The organism is Luteimonas padinae (genome assembly GCF_014652935.1).
In the GTDB taxonomy this organism is placed as follows: domain Bacteria; phylum Pseudomonadota; class Gammaproteobacteria; order Xanthomonadales; family Xanthomonadaceae; genus Luteimonas; species Luteimonas padinae.
In genome coordinates this window covers 80,127-96,067 of the sequence record NZ_BMZT01000008.1, presented here as the reverse complement: position 1 = coordinate 96,067, position 15,941 = coordinate 80,127, and the positions used below count along the sequence as shown (strand labels likewise).

General features: G+C 67.9%; 13 protein-coding genes. 4 read left to right on the top strand and 9 right to left on the bottom strand.

The annotated features are described in order from the left end of the window. Positions 1 to 15 precede the first annotated feature (15 nt). Both IE168_RS10445 and IE168_RS10440 read left to right on the top strand, forming a co-directional pair. Positions 16 to 1,032: a uroporphyrinogen-III C-methyltransferase gene (locus IE168_RS10445; RefSeq protein WP_189498014.1), complete on the top strand. Its 1,017-nt coding sequence runs from the start codon at positions 16 to 18 to the stop codon at positions 1,030 to 1,032. Between the two features lie 52 nt (positions 1,033 to 1,084). After that, positions 1,085 to 2,281, top strand: a complete 1,197-nt coding sequence (locus IE168_RS10440) for a heme biosynthesis protein HemY (protein ID WP_189498011.1) — start codon at positions 1,085 to 1,087, stop codon at positions 2,279 to 2,281. A 284-nt stretch (positions 2,282 to 2,565) separates the two neighbouring features. Here the strand turns inward: IE168_RS10440 and IE168_RS10435 are convergent, their stop codons facing one another. Further along, positions 2,566 to 3,843: an acetyl-CoA C-acetyltransferase gene (locus IE168_RS10435; protein ID WP_189498190.1), complete on the bottom strand. Its 1,278-nt coding sequence runs from the start codon at positions 3,841 to 3,843 to the stop codon at positions 2,566 to 2,568. 77 nt (positions 3,844 to 3,920) lie between these two features. On the opposite strand from IE168_RS10435, the gene IE168_RS10430 reads away from it, so the two are divergent. After that, complete coding sequence (locus IE168_RS10430) at positions 3,921 to 4,847, top strand: hypothetical protein (protein ID WP_189498009.1); 927 nt, start codon at positions 3,921 to 3,923, stop codon at positions 4,845 to 4,847. 10 nt (positions 4,848 to 4,857) lie between these two features. On the opposite strand, the gene IE168_RS10425 is transcribed toward IE168_RS10430, so the two are convergent. The 5 genes from IE168_RS10425 to IE168_RS10405 form a co-directional block, all read right to left on the bottom strand. Beyond that, positions 4,858 to 5,514, bottom strand: coding sequence for a superoxide dismutase family protein (locus IE168_RS10425; RefSeq protein WP_189498007.1), 657 nt, complete (start codon positions 5,512 to 5,514; stop codon positions 4,858 to 4,860). A 15-nt stretch (positions 5,515 to 5,529) separates the two neighbouring features. Beyond that, positions 5,530 to 6,072, bottom strand: a complete 543-nt coding sequence (locus tag IE168_RS10420) for a superoxide dismutase family protein (protein ID WP_189498004.1) — start codon at positions 6,070 to 6,072, stop codon at positions 5,530 to 5,532. Between the two features lie 67 nt (positions 6,073 to 6,139). Continuing rightward, the gene (gene ntrC / locus IE168_RS10415) at positions 6,140 to 7,618 is read right to left on the bottom strand and encodes a nitrogen regulation protein NR(I) (protein ID WP_189498002.1); all 1,479 of its coding nucleotides are present in this window, start codon (positions 7,616 to 7,618) and stop codon (positions 6,140 to 6,142) included. Beyond that, positions 7,605 to 8,840, bottom strand: coding sequence for a two-component system sensor histidine kinase NtrB (locus IE168_RS10410; protein WP_189498001.1), 1,236 nt, complete (start codon positions 8,838 to 8,840; stop codon positions 7,605 to 7,607). Before IE168_RS10410 ends, ntrC begins: the two co-directional genes overlap by 14 nt. Positions 8,841 to 9,714: 874 nt before the next feature. After that, positions 9,715 to 10,050 carry a hypothetical protein gene (locus IE168_RS10405; protein WP_189497999.1) on the bottom strand — a complete coding sequence of 112 codons (336 nt, stop codon included), beginning with the start codon at positions 10,048 to 10,050 and terminating at the stop codon, positions 9,715 to 9,717. A gap of 155 nt (positions 10,051 to 10,205) precedes the next feature. On the opposite strand from IE168_RS10405, the gene IE168_RS10400 reads away from it, so the two are divergent. Continuing rightward, on the top strand, positions 10,206 to 12,167 hold the full coding sequence (locus tag IE168_RS10400) for an AAA family ATPase (RefSeq protein WP_189497995.1): 1,962 nt from the start codon (positions 10,206 to 10,208) through the stop codon (positions 12,165 to 12,167). 257 nt (positions 12,168 to 12,424) lie between these two features. Here IE168_RS10400 and IE168_RS10395 read toward each other — a convergent pair whose 3' ends face one another. From IE168_RS10395 to IE168_RS10385, 3 genes are all read right to left on the bottom strand, one after another. Then, positions 12,425 to 13,303 (bottom strand): HNH endonuclease, encoded by an 879-nt coding sequence (locus IE168_RS10395; protein WP_189497993.1) that lies wholly within the window; start codon positions 13,301 to 13,303, stop codon positions 12,425 to 12,427. A gap of 679 nt (positions 13,304 to 13,982) precedes the next feature. Then, positions 13,983 to 14,678: an ABC transporter ATP-binding protein gene (locus IE168_RS10390; RefSeq protein WP_189497990.1), complete on the bottom strand. Its 696-nt coding sequence runs from the start codon at positions 14,676 to 14,678 to the stop codon at positions 13,983 to 13,985. 88 nt (positions 14,679 to 14,766) lie between these two features. Beyond that, the gene (locus tag IE168_RS10385) at positions 14,767 to 15,936 is read right to left on the bottom strand and encodes an ABC transporter permease (RefSeq protein ID WP_189497988.1); all 1,170 of its coding nucleotides are present in this window, start codon (positions 15,934 to 15,936) and stop codon (positions 14,767 to 14,769) included. Between the last annotated feature and the right edge of the window lie 5 nt (positions 15,937 to 15,941).

Below are 15,941 nucleotides of genomic sequence, written 5' to 3'. Positions count from 1 at the left end.
TTTCCGCGCGCGCCCTTGAACGCCCCCGAGTCTTCCGCGGCACCCCGCCGCCGCACCTCCGCACTGGCCTGGCTGCTCCTGCTGGTGGCGCTGCCGCTGGCCGGTGCGCTGGGCTGGCGGGCGTGGCAGTCCGAGCGCGACGAACGCCGCGCCGCGGACGCCGAGGAAACCGTGCGCATCGAGGCCCTGCAGCAGCGCGTGGCCACCCTGCGCCAGGGCCAGCAGGCCCAGGGCATGCGCCTGCAGCAGGCCGAGGCCACCAACCGCCTGCTGCGCGACGAGCTGCTGGCGATGGGCCAGCGCGCGGCGCTGCTCGAGGACAGCGTGCAGCGCCTGGCCGACCCGGCGCAGGATGCCGCGCGCGCGCTGCGCCTGGACGAGATCGAACTGCTGCTGGCGCAGGGCCGGCAGCGGCTGCTGCTCGCCGGCGACCTGCAGGGCGCGCGCAGCGCCTATGCACTGGCCGCGCGCCTGCTCGACGCCCTCGACGCCCCGGCCGACATCGACCTGCGCCAGGTGCTGGCCGACGAGCGCGCCATGCTCGACGCACTCGGCGCGGACCCGCGCGTCGCCGCGGTCGCGCGCCTGGACGCGTTCGAGGCGGGCCTCGACGCCGCGGCCGGCGCGCCCGTCGTGGCCGCGGCCACGCCGGAGCGCGGCGCCACGACGTCGGCGCAGCCCTGGTGGCAGCGCGTGGCCAGCCGCATCGTCCATGTCCGGCGCAGCGACCAGGTGCTGGTGGTCGACGCCGGCGAGCGGGCGGCCGGCCTGGCCTCGCTGCGCCTGGAGCTGTCGCTGGCGCGCATGGCGGCCGAACGCCGCGACCACGCCGGCTACGCCGCCGCCCTCGCCCGCGTCCGCGCCCTGGTGCCGCGGCTGTGGCCGCGGTCGGCGGCGCGCGACGCCCGCCTGCGCGAGCTGGACGCCATCGCCGCGCTGCCGCTGGCGGTCGAACTGCCGACGCTGGGCACCACGCTCGACCAGCTGCGCCTGCAGCGCGGCCGCCGCGACGACGCCCGCGCGCCAATGTGAACACGGCCGCGACATCGCCGCCGCTAGGGTGGCGGCGACATCGGAGGCTGCCATGAACCTGTTCCGAAACCTGCTTGTCTGGATCCTGCTGGCGATCATCGGCGCCATGGCCTGGCACCTGCTCGCGCAGGATCCCGGCTATGTGCTGGTGCGCTACCGCGGCTGGGACTACACCACCAACCTGCTGTGGGTCTCGGTGGCCGTCGTGGCCGGGCTGCTCGTGCTGTGGCTGCTGTGGTCGCTGGTGGCGCTGCCGCTGCGCGCCTGGCGCAGCCGCCGCGAGCGCCAGTCGCGCGAGCGCCTGGGCACCGGCCTCGAGGCCCTGCACCAGGGCCACTACGCCCGCGCGGAGAAGCTGCTGCCGCAGGCGGCCGAGGACAGCGATGCCGCGGTCGCGCGCCTGGCCGCCGCCCGCGCCGCCATGGCGCGCGGCGACCACGCCGCCGCGCGCAGCCACCTCGACGCGATCGACGCCAGCCACGCGCTGACCCGCGCCATCGGCCGCGCCGAACTGGCGCTGGCCGAGGATCGCCCCACCGACGCGCTGGTCGCGCTGGACGACCCCGCCGCCCAGCCGCTGTCACCGCGCGGCCTGGCCCTGCGTGCCGACGCCCTGGCCGCCTCGCGCCAGTCCGCCGAGGCCTATGCCCTGCTCGGCGCCCTGCGCCAGCAGCAGGCCCTGCCCGAGGCCGTGCTCGCCGAGCGCGAGCGCGACTGGGCCGCGCTGGCCCTGGCCGAAGCCGCCGACGGCAACGCCCTGGCCGACCGCTGGGAAACCCTGCCCAAGCCGCTGCGCAGCGAGCCCCGGGTGGTCGCCGCCTACGCCGACCGCGCCGCCGACCTGCGCTGGGAAGAAGCCGCCACCTCGAGCATCGAGAACGCCCTGGACGAGCGCTGGGACGAAACCCTGGCCAACCGTTACGGCCGCCTGCCCATCGAGCGCGTCGAGCACCGCGAAGCCACCGCCCGGCGCTGGCTGCAGCAGCATCCGGGCAGCCCGGCCCTGCTGCTCACCCTCGCCCGCCTGGCCCGCGCCCGCGGCGACTGGCCGCAGGCCCAGGACCACCTGCAGCGCGCGATCGCCCAGGGCGCCGGCCCCGACGCCTGGGAGGAACTGGGCGACGGCTACGCCACCGCCGGCGACGACAGCCGCGCCCGCATCGCCTACGCCAACGCCCTGCGCATGCAGCGCGGCGAGCCGCCCGCCCCCTTCGTCGAACCCGCCGCGTCCTTGCCTCCGCCGCTGTAAGGCGACGGGGGGCTGGGCGGAAAAGCTTTTGCCACGGATTTACGCGGATGGGCGCGGATTTACACGGATAGAGCAAACGCGAAGCAGAAGTATGGATCCGCGGCTCGTACGGATCCTTTCAACAACTGACCGGATCTTCCGCCTCGCGGGGGAACACCTCTCGGAACGAGAGGCCCCGTGCAAGGCGTGGTCCGTGCACTGGCCTCGGCCAGATCCGCGTAAATCCGCGCCCATCCGCGTAAATCCGTGGCAAAACCACCTGCCCCACCCGGAGCGCAGAACCCTCAGCGCTCGAGGATCGCCACCACGCCCATGCCGCCGGCGGTGCAGATGGACACCAGGGCGCGGCCGCCGCCGCGTTCCTGCAGCTGGCGGGCGGCGGTGGCCACCACGCGCGCGCCGGTGGCGGCGAAGGGGTGGCCGGTGGCCAGCGACGAGCCGACCGGGTTGATCTTCGCCGGGTCGATGCGGCCCAGCGGCGCGTCCAGGCCAAGGCGGTTGCGGCAGTAGCCCTCGCTCTCCCAGGCGCGCAGCGTGCACAGCACCTGGGCGGCGAAGGCCTCGTGGATCTCGTAGATGTCGAAGTCCTGCAGGGTGAGGCCGTTGCGCGCCAGCATTTCGGCCACGGCCACGGTCGGCGCCATCAGCAGGCCTTCGCCATGGACGAAGTCGACCGCGGCCACGTGCGCGTCGCGGATGTGGCACAGCACTTCGTGGCCGTGCGCGGCGGCCCATTCGTCGGTGGACAGCAGGCAGGCGGCGGCGCCGTCGGTCAGCGGCGTGGAATTGCCGGCGGTGAGCGTGCCGCGGCCGGAGACCTTGTCGAAGGCCGGCTTCAGCGTCGCCAGCTTCTCCAGCGTGGAATCGGCGCGCAGGATGTTGTCGCGCGAGACCCCGCGGAAAGCCACCACCAGGTCGTCGAAGAAGCCGCGCTCGTAGGCCGCGGCCAGCCTGTGGTGCGAGGCCACCGCCAGCTCGTCCTGCGAGTCGCGCGAGATGCTCCACTCCTTGGCCATGTCCTCGCAGTGCTCGCCCATCGACTTGCCGGTGCGCGGCTCGGCCACGCCGGGGAATTCAGGCTTCAGTTCGCGCAGGCGGAAGCCGCGGAACTGCGCCAGCCGGTCGCGCGGGGTCTTGGCCACATTGGCCGCCAGCAGGCGGCGGCGCAGCGACTTGCCGTACACGATCGGCACGTCGGAGGTGGTGTCGCTGCCGCCGCCGATGCCGCTGTCGATCTGGCCGGCGGCGATCTTGTTGCCGATGGTGATGATCGAATCCAGCGAGGTGCCGCAGGCGCGCTGCAGGGTGATGCCCGGCGTCAGCGGCGACAGCCCGGACGACAGCGCCGCCTCGCGGCCGAGGTTCCAGTCGCTGGAGTGCTTGATCACCGCCCCCATCGCGACCTCGCCCAAGCGCTGGCCGTGCAGGCCGAACTTCTCCACCAGGGCACCGAGCGTGCGCACCGACATGCCGAGGTTGCCGACGTCCGCATAGGCGGTGTTCTGGCGGCAGAAGGGGATGCGGACGCCGCCGAGGACGGCGACGGGACGACCATGCAGCATCGGGAACCTCGCAGGCGGCCCGCCGACCGTGGCAGGCATAATGGATCCGAGTTTAGCGCCGCTCATGCGCAGGGCCAATGAACCAGACCACGACCAGCAGACAGGGACCCGCGCGCGTGCTCGGCGCGCTCGCACTGGAACGTTCGCCGGGCAGCGGCATCGGCCGCGATGCGATCGCACAGGCCGACGCCGGAGCGCTGGCCGCGCTGGTCGCGGCCGACCTGGCCGGCTTCGCACCCGAGGCCGCGGGCCTGGACTGCACCCTGGTCGCCGCGCACTTCGATCCGGTGGAGCTGCTGCGGCCCGGCTGGCCGCTGCACCAGGAGCTGTGGCAGCTCGCGGCCAAGGCGCCGCGCGCGCCCGGCGGCGGCGCCCGGATCCTCGCGTTCGGCAGCCACGAGGGCCAGCTGCCCGGCGCGCTGTCGCCGGCACCGGAACATGCCGACGGGCCGCTGCGCCTGCTGCCCTTCGTGCTCGACGGCGATGCCGCGGTCGTGGCCCGCGTCTCCGCGCGCTTCGAAGCCGACCTGATGGAAGAAGGCATGGCCGGCGCCGGCACCGCGCTGGCGGCGCAGGAAGCCTTCGGCATGCGGGTCGAGCACGCGCGCTACCTCACCGTGCACGACCTGTGCGCGATGACCGCGATGCAGTACGAACATGCCGGCCTTGAGGCGCTGTGGCCGCTGCTGGAGACCGCGCTGCTGTCGCCGGCGCGCGAGGCCTGGATGGATGCGCCGCCGGAACCGCTGCTGCACTACGCGGGCGGCGGCCAGGTACGCATGGCGCTGTTCGCGCCGGCGGCCTGGCATGCGCACTACGCGCCAGGCGCGTCCGCCGAAGACGGGGACGCGGCGTCACTTGCCCGCCTCGAACGCCTCTACGCCCACTTCGAGGCGCGCCAGCGCCAGCTCGCCAGCCTGCTGCGCGCGCATGGCCTGGCGGTGGAGTTCATCCACTGCCGGGACGACGCGCGGGCGGAGCTGGCGGCCCTGCCCGCGCGCTGACGGCGCCCGGTTACTGCGCCTGGGCGCCGGACTGGGTGATCACGCCGCACGCCAGGCGCGCGCCGGCGTTGCCGGTGGGCTGGGTGGCGTAGTCGTCGGGATCGGCGTGCACGATGACGCCGCGGCCAAGGACGTCGGTCGGCGCGCCATCGGCCAGCGTCGCGCCTTCGAGGCGGGTGTTGACCACCGCCACGCCGGTGTCGTCGGCGGTGATGTTGTCGGTATCGCCCACGTGGTGCTCGCCGGAGCCGACGCGGCCGTGCGCGGTCCCCACCGGGTTGAAGTGGCCGCCGGCGCTGGTGCCGTCGGGCGCGCTGCAGTCACCGGTCTCGTGCACGTGGAAGCCGTGCTCGCTGCCCGGCGTCAGGCCGTTGACCTGGCCGGTGATGGCGACGCCGCCGTCCACGGCCTCGAACGCCAGCTCGCCAGTGACCGAATTGCCTTCGGTGGCCGCCAGCACCGCGACGGTGTGCGGCGCCGGCGTGGTGGTCATGTCGGACGCCGCGGGGGGCGGCATGCCGTCCGCCGGCGCGTCGACGGCGCCGGCCGCGGTGGCGGCATCGGCCGACGGCGTGGTGGACGCGCCGGCGTCGTCGCTGCGGTCGGCACAGGCCGCCAGGGCAAGGGCCAGCGACGCGGCCAGCAGGGTCATGGGAATCGTGCGCATGGGTGCTACTCCTTCCTAGGGCGCGCCGTCGGGCGCAAGGGTGATGACGCCACAGGCGATCCGCGCGCCGGTCGCACCGGGGGTGGAACCGAGCACGACGAGCGAACGCCCGGCGATGTCGTTGCCGGCGCCGCCGCCGAGCACGGCGCCGCGGACAAGCTGGTCGACCCGGGCCACGCCGCGTGCGTCGGCGACGATCCGGTCGCTGCCGCCGTCGGGCGCGCCCTGGCCGCTGGCGTCGAAATACGGACCGGCGCTGGAGGCGTCGACCGCGCTGCAGTCGCCGCGCGCATGCACCTGCAGTACGTGGGCGCCGTGGCGGCTGAGGCCGCCGATTTCGCCCGACAGGCGCACCCCGCCGGACTCGGCCCGCAGGTCGATGCGGCCACTGGCGAGGGTGGCGGAGGCGGCGGCGAGGTTGGCGCGCGCGGCGGTGGCGGTGCCGGCCTCGGCGCGCGGAGGTGGCGCTGCAGGGCCAGGCGCGCGCGGCGCCGGCGGGGCGCTGGCGCAGGCGGCCAGCAGCGTGGTGGCCGCCAGGGCGGCAGAGATGCGTCGCATGCCTTCCGATGGGATCCGGTGGAACGACAAGGGTAGCCTCGCCGGGGTTGCGGATGCGTGAGCCATGTCAGCGCGGCGAACGGCGTGCACCGAGCTTGCGCGTGAGGGTGTTGCGCCCGACGCCGAGGCGCGCGGCGGCCTCGCCCCGGTGCTGGCCGGTCTGTTCGAGCGCGGCCTCCAGCAGCACCCGGTCGAGGCGGTCGCGGGCCTCGGCGTGGATGCCCGGCGCCCCGGCGGCCAAGCGGGCCGCCGCCCAGTCGCGCAGCGCTGCCTCCCAGGGGACGCCGTCCACCCCGGCGCCCGCGGCCGCGGTGGCGCCTGCGGCGTCGGATCCCTCGGCCGGAGCAGCCGCCACGCCCCAGGCTTCGCGCAGGTCCCCGGCGTCCACCACCTCGCCCGGGGCCAGCGCGGCCAGCCGCCAGCACAGGTTCTCCAGCTCGCGCACGTTGCCCGGCCAGTGGTGGGCCTCGAGCTGAGCCAGCGCCTGCCGCGACAGCCGCTTGGACGGCGCGTCGAAGCGCGCGGCCGCACGCTGCAGGAAGCGTTCGGCCAGCCGCGACACGTCGCCGCGGCGCTCGCGCAGCGGCGGCAGGCGCAGGCGCACCACGTCGAGGCGATGCAGCAGGTCGGCGCGGAAACCGCCGTCGCGCACCTTCGCCTCCAGGTCCTGGTGGGTGGCGGCGACCACGCGCACGTCGACCCGGATCAGTTCGCGGCCGCCGACGCGGAAGAACTCGCCCTCGGCCAGCACCCGCAGCAGCCGCGTCTGCAGCGCCAGCGGCATGTCGCCGATCTCGTCCAGGAACAGCGTGCCGCCATGCGCCTGCTCGAAGCGGCCGACGTGGCGCTTCGTGGCGCCGGTGAAGGCGCCGGCCTCGTGCCCGAACAGTTCGCTCTCCAGCAGCTCCGACGGGATCGCGGCGGTGTTGAGGGCGACGAAGGGCGCGCGCGCGCGCGGCGATTCGCGGTGCAGCGCGCGCGCCACCAGCTCCTTGCCAGTGCCGGTCTCGCCGGTGACCAGCACCGACAGCGGCGCCTGCGCCAGCCGACCGATGGCGCGGAACAGCTGCTGCATGGCCGGCGCATCGCCGATCAGGGTGTCGTCGTCGGGGCGTCCGTCGGCATCGTCGCCGCCGGGCGCGGGCACGTCCGCGGCGGCGGCGTCGCCCCCGCCCAGCGCGCGCTCGGCCAGGGCCACGGCGTCGTCGAGGTCGAAGGGCTTGGACAGGAATTCCTGCGCGCCGCCGCGAAAGGCGCCGGCGGTGCTGGCGATATCGGTGTGCGCGCTCATCACCACCACCGGCAGCGCCGGCAGGCGGCGCTTGAGCGCGTCGAGCAACACCAGGCCGTCGTCGCCGGGCATGCGCACGTCGGTGAACAGCAGCCGGGGGCGCGCGGCGCCGCGGTCGAGGGTGGACAGCACGTCCGCGGCGGACTCGAATGCGGTGACCTCGAAGCCGGCCTCGCGCAGCGCGGTGGCGAGCACGAAGCGCACGGCGCGGTCGTCGTCGACCACCCAGATGCGGGCGCCCTCAGCGTCGGCCATCGCCGGACTCCTTCCTGTCGTCACGCCGCCTGCCGGCGTTGCCACCGGAGCCGCCCGCCGCAGCGCCATTGTCCATGTCATGCGCGACGGCTTCGGGGCTGGCTTCGGTGCCGGCCTCGGCCTCGGCTGGAATCGCATCCGCTGCGGCCGCAGCCGCGTACGGCAGCAGCAGGGTGAACACCGTGTGCCCCGGGCGCGAGCGGAAGGCGATGCTGCCGCGGTGCTCGCGCGCGACCTGCTGCGCCATCGCCAGGCCGAGGCCGCTGCCGTCCGCGCGCCCCGACACCAGCGGCACGAACACCTGCCCGGCCAGCTCGTCGGGCACGCCACGGCCGTCGTCGACGATGTCCAGGCGCAGCGCCAGCGCATGCAGCTCGCTGCCGATCCGGACGCCGTGTTCGGCGCGGGTGCGCAGCGCCACCTCGCCGGCGCCGGCCTCGATGGCGTTGCGCACCAGGTTCCAGACCGCCTGGACCAGGCGGTCGGCGTCGCCCTGCAGCTCCGGCAGGCTGGGATCGTAGTCGCGCACCAGCTTCACCGCCCAGCCGGCGTCGGCCTCGGCCAGGCGCAGCACGCGTTCTAGCACGGCGTGGAGGTTGAGCCGGATGTGAGGATTCGGCGGCGCCGGATCCAGCAGGCGGTCGACGAGCTGCGCCAGGCGCGCGACCTCGGAATCGACCAGCGCGACCAGCTCGCGCGCGGAGGCGTCGTCGCCGGGAATGCGCCGCGCCAGCAGCTGGGCCGCACCCTTCAGGCCGGCGAGCGGATTGCGCAGCTCGTGGGCCAGGCCCTTGAGCGCGGCCGACAGCGCCAGCGGCAGCGCCGCCAGCGGATCGCCGCCGGGGAACTCGTCGACCGGATGCAGCTCGAGCAGCCAGCCGCCGTCCGCGCGCGGGGTCAGCCAAGCCTCGGCGAAGCGCACGGGGCCTCCCGGACAGGCCAGCGCCAGGCGCGGCAGGCACAGGACGCCGAATGCTTCCGGCGCCGCCACGGACGCAGCGGACCCCGGCGTCGCCGCTGCACCGGCATCCAGCGACAGCGCGCCGGCCAGCGCCTCCCCGTCCACTTCCAGTGCCGCCAGCGGCAGTCCCGCCAGCCGGCGCAGCGAGACCCCGAACCACTGGCCGCTGGCCAGGTTGCCGGCCTCGACCGTTCCCACGGGCGAAACCGCGAGCAGCGGCGTGCTCAGCTGGTCGAAGGCAGGATCGAAGGTGGGCGACATTGCACCAATCTAGTGCAAGGCGTGCATCCTGTCAGTCCCGCCCATCGCGACCTGGCATGTTGGGCACAACACCGAAGTTTGTGCTCAAAACACAGACTTCGGTGTTTTTTAGAGCCGTCTCGTCCCCGCGGGCGCCTGAATCGCCCCTCTGCGCGTCGCCTCGCTAGACCCACGCGGGCACCACAGCGCGGCACGCGCCGAAACTTGATTAAATTCATGGACCTAGCTGCGTCGAGCTAGAACTTAGCGAGAGGGATCGAGATCCGTGCCAATTCCGTTGACCCCGGTCCTGGGCCGCGTAGTCGAACGACATCCCTCCGGTTGACGCAGCAACCCAGTCCTCGCGCTGGTGAATGATCGAGCCGGCTGCCCATTACCAAGACCTTCTCGGGCTTGATGTCGATGATGGTGCGGCGTCGCCCCTAGCTGAGACCTGGGGCTGTGGCTGGTTGGTGGGTCCGCCACGGGCCTTGGCCTTTCACGAGTCGCAGATCGCCAACGCGCTGAATTTCACGCGATCCACCCGGGCCGGGTGACGCTGGTGCTCCTTGAGGCGATCTCTGCGCGGATTGAAGCGGTTGCAGATGCGCGTTTACAGCAATTTACACGGATTCGTAAATTTACAGACTCATGTAAAAGGAGCGGCTCCTTCCAATCAAGCAGCCACATGGTCGCTACGTTGAAGGAGGGATTCCAGGCCGCATCGTCCGCTGTCGGCCAGAAGCGGACAGATCGGACTCAATATCCGCCGGATTAATCCCCGCGAGGGTTCGAGTTCCTCTTCCGGCACCAGTAAAAACAAAAGGTTAGGCTTCGCTGCCTAGCCTTTTGTCTTGCGCAGTCGGCCACCACCCGTAGCGGCCGCTACGCGATGCTACTCGTAGTGGCGGCGCGCGACGTTGCGCGAGCAGGCAAGGCAACGCCTGTAGGGGCCATAGCGCCCGTCACGCTCTGCACTCAGCAGGCCGCCGCACTCGCACAGCAGCCCCTCGCCACGTTCTGCCTGCCACAGGCGATAGCTGACCCATGCGCCATGCACCACGGCGAACGCGATCGCCGCCACGGGTATCCACCGAGCCGTGGGCACTATGCCCGCCAAGTACGGACTGGACTGCCAGCCGGAAACAATCCACATCGACCCCAGCGACAAGACAAGCGCAAAAGCGGCGGGAACGAACGCCCGCACCGCCATCCAGTCCCAGCGATTCATACCCACCCCTCCCCCCGCATCCAAGAAACTTTGAGCATGTCCACAAGCTGTCTCACAAGGTGAGACCCGCCCGCTGTTGAATACCTCCACGACCAACCCTACCTTGAAAGGGAACAGGGGAAGTCACGACGACCGAATATCCCACAGGGGGCTACATGAAGCTGATCAAAGCGAGGGTACGCAATTTTCGCTCTGCCGAGGACACGGGCTGGTTCGAGATCGGGCAGCTCACCTGTCTTGTGGGCAAGAATGAGGCCGGAAAGACCGCAGTGCTGTCAGCCCTGCATGGAGTCAATTCGTTCACTGATTTTGAGTACGACAGGATTCGTGACTACCCGCGCCGTCACCTCGTTCGTTATGACGAACGACACGAAGATGGTGAAGCTCCAGTAGCATCAACCGAATGGCAGTTGTCGGCCGAAGACAAGCGGCAAGTAGCACTCAAGATTGGTGACGGAAGCCTTACTTCCGATAAAGTTGCCATTGAGAGTCGATTCGACACGTCCAGGAACACTTGGACCATCCAGGTTGACGATGCGAAGGTTGCAAAACACCTGCTCGCCAAGCATGGAGTCAAAGGTCCTGAACTCACCAAGTTCGGCAAGGTTGAATTCAAGAACCTTGCAGTCGAGATCGATGCCACGCCAGAAGCTTCAGATGCTCTGAAGGCGGTTCGCGCGGAAATTGCTACATACAGAGATGGCCGCCCGACACTTGTGGCCATCGATGTACTCCACAAGAGGCAGCCGAAGTTTTTCTACACGTCACACTACGACCGCATGTCCGGCGAGATTTCTGTCGTCAAACTACAGGACGATAAACAACACGGTCGTAAGGTCTCACCGGGAGACCAGATTTTCTTGGACTTCTTGGAATACGCGGGCACGTCAATTGACGAGCTACAGGCAAGCACGCGGCTGGAGGAGCTGAAGGCGAAGTGTCAGGGCGCGTCGAACGATATTACGGACGAGATTTTTGAGTTCTGGAGTCAGAACGATGCGCTGGCCGTGAATATCGAAATGGCGCAAGGCTTGAAGAACGACCCACCTCCGTTCAACAGTGGCACCGTGGTCAAGATTCGTATTAACAATGCCAATCACAAGGTCGACGTGCCGCTGTCTGAGCGCAGCGCCGGATTCGTTTGGTTCTTTTCCTTCCTTGCCCAGTTCAAGCAGATGCGCAAGAAGGCTCCGGGCGCCGTCATTCTTCTAGACGAGCCGGGGCTCACGCTGCACGGCAAGGCACAAGCCGACCTGCTCCGCTACATCATTGAACGACTTCTCCCGCAACATCAGGTCATCTACAGCACGCACTCGCCGTTCATGGTGCCCGCGGATCGACTTGAGGATGTTCGCGTGGTTGAAGACGTTGTTGAACGCGACGAGCGCAACAGGCCGGTTATCAAGGGTACGAAGGTATCAGCAGACGTACTTACTGTTGACAAGGACACCTTATTCCCGCTCCAAGCCCACCTCGGTTACGAAGTTACTCAAGCGCTATTCGTCGGCGCGAACACTCTACTGGTCGAGGGACCATCAGACATTCTGTACCTACAAGTGGCTTCACATGCGCTGAAAACACGCAAGCGCGAAGGTTTGGATACCCGATGGACGATCTGTCCGTCTGGTGGCATCGACAAGGTGCAGTCGTTCGCATCGCTGTTTAGTGGAAAAGGAATCAACATCGCTGCACTTTGTGACTACGGTAGCGGCGACAAGAGCAAGGTTCAGCGCCTGCGCACATCGCAGATCTTGAAGTCTGAAGGGATTCTTGTTGCGACCGACTACACAGGAAAGAATGAAAGCGACATCGAAGACTTCTTCAGTCCTGAGTTGTTCGCCGACGTTGTGAACGGCGCATATGGACTGAAGGGAAAAGCAACTCTGAAGGTGGGAGACTTCACGAAGGAAGGCGCACTTGAAAGGCAGGTCAAGCAAGCCGAAGCGCTGTTCAACTTGATGGACAGCTCCACTCCTGAATTCGATCACTTCACTCCTGCGTCTTGGCTGCTCAACAATCAAGATCTGTTGTCGAAAGACACAGCCGCAGTAAATGAATCGCTTGATCGCTTTGAGCAAGCCTTCAAGGCATTGAACGCACTCCTGTCGCCCAAGTAGCGGCAAGGGCTTCGGGGTGGCCCTAGCTGCACCACGCGAACGTCGCCTTGACGCTCCCCGACTGCGCAGGCTCTGGGCGCGAAAGGCGGAACACGGCCACCGATGTCCGCCTTCGGCCAAGAACGAGCACCCATCAAGCCCATGACCTTTGAGCATGCTTTCGAGGCGCGAGGTGAGGAGTGGCTCTCAGTACTGAGTGACAGAGCGCCTAGATCTACGAGACCATGCACGGGAAGGCAGAGATGTGCGGAGCAATCCTACGGCGTTGAACTCACTCTCAGCTCGGACCATTCATCGCCGGCTAGTCGCCGCCGCAGAGCTTTCTGCGACATCTTGGGCGCGGCTGTCAGCGTCAGCTCCTTGCCATCCAGGGAGCGGTAGAACGGATCCTCAAGCCCTGCGCCGACGTAGACGACCAAGTCCGGCCCGATGATCAGCAAGCCCGCATCGAACAATGCGTGGATGTCCTTTCGCAGTAGCAGCCCGTTGGTCAGCGTGTTGGTGGCCGCCCCGTTGTAAGGGAGGATGTGGGCTGCGTCGATGACGCTCGCATGGGCGGTCCCCGTTACCATGCACACCGCTCCATAATGGGCTACCAAGCGCTTGCGGAACTCCGCTTGACCCTCGCGGATGACCCGGAGCACTTGCTCCACGCGTTTGCCCTCGGTCGCTACCGCTTCCACCGTTGGAGGCAACGGCTCCTCAACCTGCGACCGTCCATTCTCTTCCAGAACGCCTTGGAGGGTTCGGATGGCGTCGTACTCAAGGAGCTCTGCAACTGGGCGCAGGTGCGCATCAATCCGGGACCGGTGGCGGATGTGGGCCAGCAGCAGTGCAGCGTCTTCGACGTAAGTGAGCTTTTCTCGGCGCATGCTCCAGAGCTGATTCAGTTCGTCCAAGCCCCAAGTGTTCAGTGCCAACCGGACCTCACCGCTGCTCATCCGGCGGGAGAGGTTGCCCTTGGCCAAGTTTTGGCGGACCAGGTATTCCTGGAGCTCAGGGGGATCGATCAGCTCGTCATCGTCGATGGCGAACAGGCTTCGATAGGTCTGCTTGGCGGCTTGGGCCCGATCATCGTTTCGTCGGTGCTGTTGCTTGGTCCGCCACTTGGCGACGCGCTTTTTGTCGCTTTCCATGATCGCCAGTTATCGAAATTTGGGCTGAGCCATGATAGTAGACACGCCTGCTGGAAGCATCCATGCAGCCTCCCCTGCCGGGCTTTCAGCCGTGCGGCGGCCAGGTCGTCCACGTCGGTCTGCAAGTCGGCGTGCCGCACAGTTCCGCATTGGATGTCCGCTTCGGGTCGGAAGCAGCCATCTGCCCTACCCGCGATAACGGCCCCTAATCTTCTCCGTACCCAGTTCGGAATGCCGCCCGCTGCCACGCAAATGCGGAAGGATGCGGACGCTACATGCCCGGGGTGCAGGCGGACGTCGAGATTCCCCGGGACTTGAAATCCCTCTGCCCAGGTCGTGCCTACAGAATCGCCCCTCGTGGAAGAGGATCCAGTGGCTGGAGACGCCACGCCTGACGCAGCCACTGCCGGCATCCAAGCGCTGTTCTGCGCTCGCTAGCGACCGGGTTGGCGCTCTGGCGATCGCTTTGAAACGCTTCCACGCTAAGGGCACGCAGGGCGGCGGAGGGCTATGGCGCACCGTGCAGCTTGGTGCCCATCAGCTCCGCATCTCCAATGAGCGGGCCACTAGCGCCGAACGCGTCTGTTTGACAAAGGATGACGTATCACCCGGCCAATGTTTGCGACACTTCACGTCAGTTTAGTTCACTGATGCGAAGCGATCACTTCACGAAAATCCGCTAGCACCGGGCGGCAACCCCTCCCCCGTCGACTAAGGTGCCCTTATCCAAGTGCAACGTGCGACTCGCATATTCCGCCGCCCTGGGGTCATGGGTCACCATGACGATCGTCTTTCCCTGGTCGCGATTCAGGGTGCGCAGTAGCCCCATGATCTCCTCTGAGGACTGACGATCCAGATCACCCGTTGGCTCATCGCAGATGAGAATGCTCGGGTCCGAGACAATGGCGCGGGCAATCGCAACTCTCTGCTGCTGCCCTCCTGAGAGCTCATTGGGCTTGTGTGCCCTACGGTCCGCCAATCCAACGAGCTCAAGTGCTATTCGCGCGTTCTGCTTGCGCTGGCTCCCCGAAAGCTTCGTTAGGAGAAGCGGCAACTCGACGTTCTTTTGCGCCGTGAGCGCTGGCATGAGGTTGTAGAACTGAAAAATGTAGCCGACCGTTCGGCTTCTCCAAGAGGAAAGCTGGCCGCCATCCATACGATCGATGCGCTCGCCTGAAACGCTGATCTCGCCCGCACTGGGCAAGTCGAGTCCGCCGATCAGATTTAGCAGCGTCGTCTTACCCGAGCCAGAGGGCCCCATCAGCGCCAGGAAGTCGCCCTCCGGGACTTCCAGATCGACGCCGTGTAGCACCTCGACTTTCTCAGGCCCCCTTCGATACGACTTGCTGAGGCGCTGAACGGAGACCATTGACATGCACAAATCCTCACTTGCATTGCTACGGAGTACCTCTGACCCGCCTGCCGGCGCGTTCGGCAGCGCCGCATGTCGCTGCTTTGCCGACCTAGTCTGCCCGGAGTCCATCGATCAGCTTCCCGTACGCCAATTGACGCACTGGCCACAGCGACGCGATGACGCCGAGAACCAAGCTGTACCCCAACACCGTGAGCACGACGTAGAGGTCCATTCGAAACTGGGCGTAGATGATGTGCGTTCCCGACGAGGTTCCAAATTCTCTTCCGTTCAGGATGAGAACAAGCCCCACCACCGCGACTCCGCTTGCGGCAAGGCCAATCATCACTACCTCCAGCAATGAGGCGCCTGCGACGCTCCTGCTCCCGAAGCCAAGCGCACGCAACGTGGCGGCTTCCCCCCGGCGGCGCTCAAGCGAGGCGCTGAGCGCATTTGCGATCGTGAGGACTGCCCCTGCACCAAGAAGCACTGATATGGCCAATGCAGCCTTGAACATCAAGTCCGCGATCCAGCCCGTATGCAAGCGGTAGTAATCGCTCTGACGAATCGTGCGCACGCCGTTGAGGCGCGGGTCTGCCTCCAAAGCGTCCCGGAAGGATTCAAAGCTTTCGGGTTGTTCGAGCTTGACGAGCACCGTGGACCAGCGCGATTCCGCTTGGTAGGACGCCTTTAGCGTTGGGAGTTCTGCCCAGATCTCAGAGTCCCAGAGAGAGCCTCCGTCTGAGAACTGTCCCAAGACGTTCCAGTCCGCATTTCTAAACCGAGCCGTCTCCGCAGATAGTTCCGAGATATGACGTGCCGCAAACGCCCCAACCCAGATCCCCCGCACATCGCCGTCGCCCGCCAGCACGCCTGACCGCTCGACGCCAAGCATTTCCCAACTCGCCGAATCAACGCCTCGTACCTGCACGGTGGCGGGTGGGCCCTTTGGTCGCTCGAACTTTGCAGTGCCGATGAGCTGTGCAGCAATCGCAGGCTCGCCCAGAGTATTCTTCGCCACCAACGGCAGCGTGCGGATGAGGTGGAGTTCCTGGGGCCCTATGCTGCTGCTGCCTTCATCAAGTGCACTTGCACTCAGGACCATTGCTACGTCATCTCGCCCTGTGCTCGTCGCCAGCGATCGAAGACCCGTGGGAACCGCGAGCAGCACGGTCAGAACAACAGCCGAGAGGAAAAATCCAGCCGCGATCAGCACCGGATCTCGAGGCCGGGCCAAACTAGTCCGGACTGACAACGCAAGGAGTGAGAGGACTTGCTTCATAGTTC